The organism is Clostridium sp., assembly GCF_051656525.1.
In the GTDB taxonomy this organism is placed as follows: Bacteria; Bacillota; Clostridia; order Clostridiales; family Clostridiaceae; genus Clostridium.
Genome location: NZ_JBOGCC010000377.1, coordinates 1 through 5,893 on the forward strand (window position 1 = coordinate 1; position 5,893 = coordinate 5,893).

The following is a 5,893-nucleotide window of genomic DNA, read 5'->3' on the forward strand; positions in this document are numbered from 1 at the left end:
AAAAATAAAAATATAATAACAGCAGAGTCAATAAAAAAAGCAATTATAAATAAAAGGAGAGTAATACTTGATGAAAAAACGGAGTAATTTTAAAGTAAATAGTTTTTTAAGAATTGTAAAAAAAGGTCAAATAATTAAGATTGGATATCCAGATGTAAACTTAAGAAAATTAAAAAGTCGTATAGATAGACTAGAATATGAAAAAGCTGTAGATATATCAAGAGCTTATTATACTAAAGCACAGAGTGAAAGAAGTAATTTAAACTCATATTTAGCTTTAATTTTATCAATAATTTCTTTAGTTTTTAGCATCTGGAAGTAGTGTACCAGGTGTTAGAATATAAGAATTTAAAGATTTGAATTTTTATATTCTAAGCTTTCACTTACAGATGATCATTCGGATCATCGCCTCCATTGAAATCATCAATTTAAGCTTCTAACTTACCCCCGTAGAAGTTTAATATCACCCCCAAGATAATTTGGTGGTTTCAATAGAGGTTTAAAATCTCTAAAATAAAGTATAAATGGGGAGGAAACAAAATGGGTACTAATAAAGGAGGAAAAATAAGGAGCTTACCTGGAGAACTATTAGCAGTGAGTATGGATATGCATTGTGTAGTTTTAACAGGGAAAAATCATCATAGGATAGCTGAAAATATAGATGCTATGGATGATGAAGTAAGAGAGAATTATATAAAGGGTGTGAGAAGTTATATAAAGCAGTTAAAAAATTATGCTAATAAGTTTAAGGATGAAGAGTTCAAAAGTCTTATAAATGAACTTAGCAAATTTACAGAGAAGTATATAGAAGATACACTTTATTACGAGGAACAGGATGATAATAATAGAATGGAAGCACAAATGTATTGGAATGAATCTGAAGCGAGAATAACTAAAAGAAGTAATGAACTAGATAAAGCGTTAATAGCTTTAAATAAAAAAGACCCAGGTGCAACTGGATCTCTACAAATAAATTTTTAAAATTTAATTTAATAAGATTATATCACAAAAAAATAAAAAGTAAATAGGCTTTATAAAATCCATTTTAAGGTGGTTGGTTATATTAGGTTATAACTTCATCGCCAAATATTAAAGAGGACTTAAAATATAGCTTAAAATGAATTTTAGTATGATTGGTTGCATAAGCAGCTTCATCAAAAATAGCTGGAATTTATGAAAAGAAAAAATGTGAAAAAATGAATACGGTTTTTTAAAATGGAACCATTGATTTTATTGGGTTACTTTTGAAAAAATGTGAAAAAATGAATACAGAAGTATATACAAGATTTATTATTATATTATTCTTAGGGAGGATACATGGAATTTACAACTAGAGAGTTTTTAGAGAGTATATTTGATAATCTAGATAATAATTTTCTTATAGAGATTAGGGAGATTACAGATACATCTAGTAAAAACTATTTCTATAGTTCTTTAGATGAGTTAATAGCATTGTATAAACCTAATTTAGAAAAACATTGTTATTTTGGAGTTTCTAGTAGAGGTCAAAGAAAAAATTCTAAAGGGAAAACTTCTGGAGAAAATATTAATTGTGAAGATGTTAAAGCTCTATGGTTTGATTTTGATTATATAACTCTTGAAGAAGTGAGAGAAAGAATAAAGTTATTTGAAGTTAAACCTAGCTATATAGTTTCTAGTGGAAATGGATATCATGTTTATTATATTCTTGATGAAAGAGTTTCAACTGAAAAAGTTATAAAAGTTTTAAGACCTCTAACAAAAATGATTGGAGCAGATCCAAAAGTTTCAACTCATTCTAAAGTTTTAAGGTTACCAGGAACAGTTAATAAAAAAAATGATAAATGGTGTGAGATTATAGAAACTAATAGAATGGAATATTCTTTAGAGCTATTTGAAAAGTTTGTGGTTGAGGATAGTGAAGCTACAGAGGTTTTAACAAAGCTACCAAATGGAGAGTTAGTTAAAATAGCAAGTAGGTGTCAGTCTTATTGTATCTCAAAAATGTTAGCGGGAGTTAAAAGAGGTGATAGACATTCAGCAATCTTAAGACTAACTTCTTATTTTAGAGATGTATTGAAACTAGATAAAAATAAAGCTTTAGAAATTTTACAAATGTGGAATAAAAAAAATAAACCGATGGAAAGTCTTTCTGAACTTGAGAGAAACTTCAATTCTGTTTGGGATAAAGAGTATAAGTTATTAGGATGTGAATTTGATGGAGTTGAAAAATTTTGTAAAAAAGAAAAATGCTTCAGTCCAATAATTCAACCTAAACTTGATATTGGAAATGTTCCGATAAAGTTTGATACAAAAATATTTGAGAAAAATTATGAAAATATAACGGGTTATGAGTTAGTTTTTCTAGGGCTTTTACAAATATTCTCAGATGGATTAACATTTGACGAAATAAGAGATAAATGCACTACTAAAAAAACTGGTAAAGTTTTTTTACATGACCAAACAAGAAAAAGAGTTTTGGAGGATTTATTAGATAAAAAACTTGTGGAACAGTGTGGAGATATTTATGTATACAGCAGAAAAGGACAATATAATAGAGGATATGTAATGATAAGTCCTGCATTATTGAGATTAGTTATGCATAAATTAATTAGCCAAGCTGAATTTAAATTATTAGTGTTGATGAAAAAGTATGCCAGAAAAGAAGAGGATTATATAATATTTCCTACTGAAGTTACACTGGCTAAAGAAATTGGAGTTACTCAAAGTGTTATTTCTAGATGTGTTAGTAGTTTAGAATCAAAAAATTATTTAGAGAAAATGTATTATGTAAATAAAGGTTATGATTTTTTAAAGTATAGAATACTTGTTTAGAGGAGAGATAAAATGAGTGAGGTAGTATTAGAATTTATAACAGAGCAAATGATAGAAAAAATAGATATATTAGATATAAAGATGGATGCTAAAGTTACTTTAGCAAAAGAATTAGGAAAGGTATTAAGTAAGGCCAAAGAGGTGGCATAAAATGGGTGAAGCAGTCTTAGTTGCTATGAAAGTTTGGTTTATAATATTTGGATTTTGTATGACAGGATCTGGAGTAACAGTTTTTGTTACAACTTTGGATGTAAAGAGAAAAGAGAATAACAAAAAAATATGGGATGTTTCATTAGTAGCATCCTTATTTTTATCTCTGAGTGGCTTATTGATTTTGTTTGTTACATTAAAAAATAAAGGGGTGTAAAATTGGAAATAGAAAAAATAATAGAAAGATGTTTTTTATCTCTAACAGATGCTTTTGATAGAGAAACATTAGAAAATAATATAAATCTTTTTAATAAAATAAAATCAGAATTTGAAAATTATAGCTTTGATGAAAAAAGTTTTATTTTTCAAAAATATCAAATGTTTGTAATGGACTATGCAACAGTATTTAAAAAAGCTATGGAAGTTCCACAAAATAGGAAAACATGGGCATATCAATTTATTTTAAATGGAGATTTAAAAAAATTTGTTAGAAATAGTATAGATATTTATGAAGGACCTTGTTGTGGAGGAGATAAAGAAAGCTTTATTATTGAAAAGTGTATCAAAGCTATTAGAGAAGACAAAAATTATAGCTTACATGATGAGTATGATTTTGGTAAAGGATTGGAAAAAGCATATTGGAGTCCAGTTATATTTAAAGATACAAATGAAGTTTTTAAACTGTTTGAAATATATTTAAAAAAAATTAAAAATATTGCAAAAAGTGAAACTTTTTCAGGGTTATTTAATAGTAGATTGAATAAAAGTGAGGTTAGATAATGGAAAAATATTTAATTATAAATGGTAGAGATACAAGTAACAAAAAAAGATACTTGATGTTTTGGTATCATGATGGGAAGGGATATACAACAAACTTGGAAGAAGCTGGAAGATACGATAAAGATAAAACTTTAGAAAAGTATCGATATGGAATTGATGTAATAGAAGATGTAGAAAAGTTAAGAAAAGTCGTAAGAGCTATTTTAAGAGGTGGTAGAAGTAGAATGAGAGAAACAGATTATCTAGTTAAAGAAAGCTTACTTAGAGAATGGTTGACAGTAAAAACAATTGTAGATTTTGATAATGGTAAATTATATTGAGGCAACATTATGAAACTTTTATTTCATAACTATAAAGAAAAAATATTTCTAAAATCTGACTTTATATTAATTGTAAATAATTGCTTAGTCTATAAAGATAATAAAGAAGCTATAAAAGTTAATAAGTTAAATAGTTTTAAGTATATTTTTATAGATTTTCACAAGGTTCATGACAACAGAAATTTAATAGATAAAATTTTCAGAAAATATTAAGAGGTGAAATAGTGGAAAAATTTCCAAATAATAAATATTGGCTAGATCAATTAATCAGAAGACTTGGAGTTGATGGAGAAGTAAAAAATTACCAGGTTAGATATAAATTTATAAAGAATACTGAAAAATTAAAGTATCTTGTGGTTAAAGTTAAATTTATTGGTTTTAGCGTTAAAATGAAAGTATATAGTTAAGTTGGAGGGTATAAGTGCGATATAGAGTTTGTTATTTTGAAAGCTATGAAGTATTTTTAGGAAGAAAAAAAAGACGTATAGCTAAAGAATATCCTCTTAGTTTTGAAATAGCTTGGTTACGTAAAGAATATTTAGAAAAATGTATAAAGGGATATATTTGGATTGAAGAAATGAAAGAGGATGGGAGTAATGCTAGAGATTAGAGTTTGGGATGAAATTAATAAAAAAATGATACAAGTTGATGCTATAAACTATTGGAATGAAAGTATTGAAAATGAAGATACACAACAGATTCCATTTACTGATGTAATTATTATGAGGAAAAGTTCATACAAAGATAAAAATGGTAACTTTATTTATGAGGGAGATAAATTAAAATTATTGGATAAAAACAAAGAGGAAATAATAACTGTTTGTAGTTATGGAAAATGGAAAAGAAGAATGGATTCTGGAGAACTTGTAGAAATAGAAGGCTTTTGTTTTTTACTTGAAAATACACCAACTTTTCCAATTATAAAAAATTATATAAAAAAACATGATACAGAAATTATGGAAATAATAGGAAATATCTATGAAAAATGAATCTAATAAAATTCCGACTGTCGGAATTTAAAAATGGAGGGAATTAAATGAGTTACAAAATGAGATTAAGAAAGTATATAACAAATGAAAATGAAATGAATGGAGAGAATCCGTATCAAGATATGTTTGATGAAAAGGATGGAAAAACTCATGAAATATATGGCATGTGGTTTAAAGTTATAGATATAGGAATAGATGGCTTTGATGATATACCATATTTTTATATTGAATTGGAAGAAGTTCAAAATGAACACTTAGTTAAATGTAGAAAAGTAACTGGAAAAAATACAAGGTTATTGAAAGCTATTATAAATGAATTAAAGGAAAAAAGTATTGAAGTAAAAAGTGTAGTTCCAATTTTCAGCCTAGATGAGGATGATTTAACAGAAGTATTAAGTGGAGATTGGGAAGATACTGATTTTAAATACTTATCTAAAGACAAAGAAAGAATTTATGATAGTAATGGAAGATATTTTTATTCAGATGATGAAACTTATAATTATCTTATAGAAGTAGTTTACTGGAAAGGAAATAATTCAATGACAGATAAATTTGTTTTAAAAGAACTAGAAGATATGAGTTTTCTTTTGGATGATTTATCAGACATAAAATAAATTAAACAAGGAGGTTTCCGACGGTCGGAATGGATAGAGAGAAAAAAGAAAAAATACTAAAATGGCTTAAGGAGCAAGTGGAAAAATATGGAGACATTAAGTATTCTAAATTGGTAGAATTATCTAAAAGAGCCGAAGTTGGAATACCTATGATTTTTAGCCTAATGACTAGAAATAGTTTAATGTCAAAATTAAATAATGACTTAGAGCCATCTGAATAATATCA

13 protein-coding genes are annotated in these 5,893 nt (G+C 26.6%); all 13 read left to right on the forward strand.

Annotated features, from left to right (window positions below; translation table 11 throughout):
- Positions 1 to 70: 70 nt before the first annotated feature.
- Positions 71 to 322, forward strand: a complete 252-nt coding sequence (locus ACRDDY_RS18530) for a hypothetical protein (protein WP_438566407.1) — start codon at positions 71 to 73, stop codon at positions 320 to 322.
- Positions 323 to 540: 218 nt separating this feature from the next.
- Positions 541 to 981 (forward strand): hypothetical protein, encoded by a 441-nt coding sequence (locus tag ACRDDY_RS18535; RefSeq protein WP_438566408.1) that lies wholly within the window; start codon positions 541 to 543, stop codon positions 979 to 981.
- Positions 982 to 1,317: 336 nt separating this feature from the next.
- Positions 1,318 to 2,814, forward strand: coding sequence for a DNA-primase RepB domain-containing protein (locus tag ACRDDY_RS18540; RefSeq protein WP_438566409.1), 1,497 nt, complete (start codon positions 1,318 to 1,320; stop codon positions 2,812 to 2,814).
- Positions 2,815 to 2,826: 12 nt separating this feature from the next.
- The gene (locus ACRDDY_RS18545) at positions 2,827 to 2,964 is read left to right on the forward strand and encodes a hypothetical protein (protein WP_438566410.1); all 138 of its coding nucleotides are present in this window, start codon (positions 2,827 to 2,829) and stop codon (positions 2,962 to 2,964) included.
- A gap of 1 nt (position 2,965) precedes the next feature.
- Positions 2,966 to 3,181, forward strand: a complete 216-nt coding sequence (locus tag ACRDDY_RS18550) for a hypothetical protein (RefSeq protein WP_438566411.1) — start codon at positions 2,966 to 2,968, stop codon at positions 3,179 to 3,181.
- A 2-nt stretch (positions 3,182 to 3,183) separates the two neighbouring features.
- Positions 3,184 to 3,744 carry a hypothetical protein gene (locus ACRDDY_RS18555; protein ID WP_438510924.1) on the forward strand — a complete coding sequence of 187 codons (561 nt, stop codon included), beginning with the start codon at positions 3,184 to 3,186 and terminating at the stop codon, positions 3,742 to 3,744.
- On the forward strand, positions 3,744 to 4,064 hold the full coding sequence (locus ACRDDY_RS18560; RefSeq protein WP_438566412.1) for a hypothetical protein: 321 nt from the start codon (positions 3,744 to 3,746) through the stop codon (positions 4,062 to 4,064). Before ACRDDY_RS18555 ends, ACRDDY_RS18560 begins: the two co-directional genes overlap by 1 nt.
- A 9-nt stretch (positions 4,065 to 4,073) precedes the next feature.
- On the forward strand, positions 4,074 to 4,277 hold the full coding sequence (locus ACRDDY_RS18565) for a hypothetical protein (protein WP_438510926.1): 204 nt from the start codon (positions 4,074 to 4,076) through the stop codon (positions 4,275 to 4,277).
- Between the two features lie 11 nt (positions 4,278 to 4,288).
- The gene (locus tag ACRDDY_RS18570) at positions 4,289 to 4,471 is read left to right on the forward strand and encodes a hypothetical protein (RefSeq protein ID WP_438510927.1); all 183 of its coding nucleotides are present in this window, start codon (positions 4,289 to 4,291) and stop codon (positions 4,469 to 4,471) included.
- A gap of 14 nt (positions 4,472 to 4,485) precedes the next feature.
- Entirely contained in the window at positions 4,486 to 4,674 is a 189-nt protein-coding gene (locus ACRDDY_RS18575; protein ID WP_438510928.1) for a hypothetical protein, read from the forward strand.
- Positions 4,661 to 5,053 carry a YopX family protein gene (locus tag ACRDDY_RS18580; RefSeq protein ID WP_438510929.1) on the forward strand — a complete coding sequence of 131 codons (393 nt, stop codon included), beginning with the start codon at positions 4,661 to 4,663 and terminating at the stop codon, positions 5,051 to 5,053. Before ACRDDY_RS18575 ends, ACRDDY_RS18580 begins: the two co-directional genes overlap by 14 nt.
- 47 nt (positions 5,054 to 5,100) lie before the next feature.
- Positions 5,101 to 5,667 (forward strand): hypothetical protein, encoded by a 567-nt coding sequence (locus tag ACRDDY_RS18585; RefSeq protein WP_438566413.1) that lies wholly within the window; start codon positions 5,101 to 5,103, stop codon positions 5,665 to 5,667.
- A gap of 29 nt (positions 5,668 to 5,696) precedes the next feature.
- Positions 5,697 to 5,888 (forward strand): hypothetical protein, encoded by a 192-nt coding sequence (locus tag ACRDDY_RS18590; protein ID WP_438508863.1) that lies wholly within the window; start codon positions 5,697 to 5,699, stop codon positions 5,886 to 5,888.
- Positions 5,889 to 5,893 lie beyond the last annotated feature (5 nt).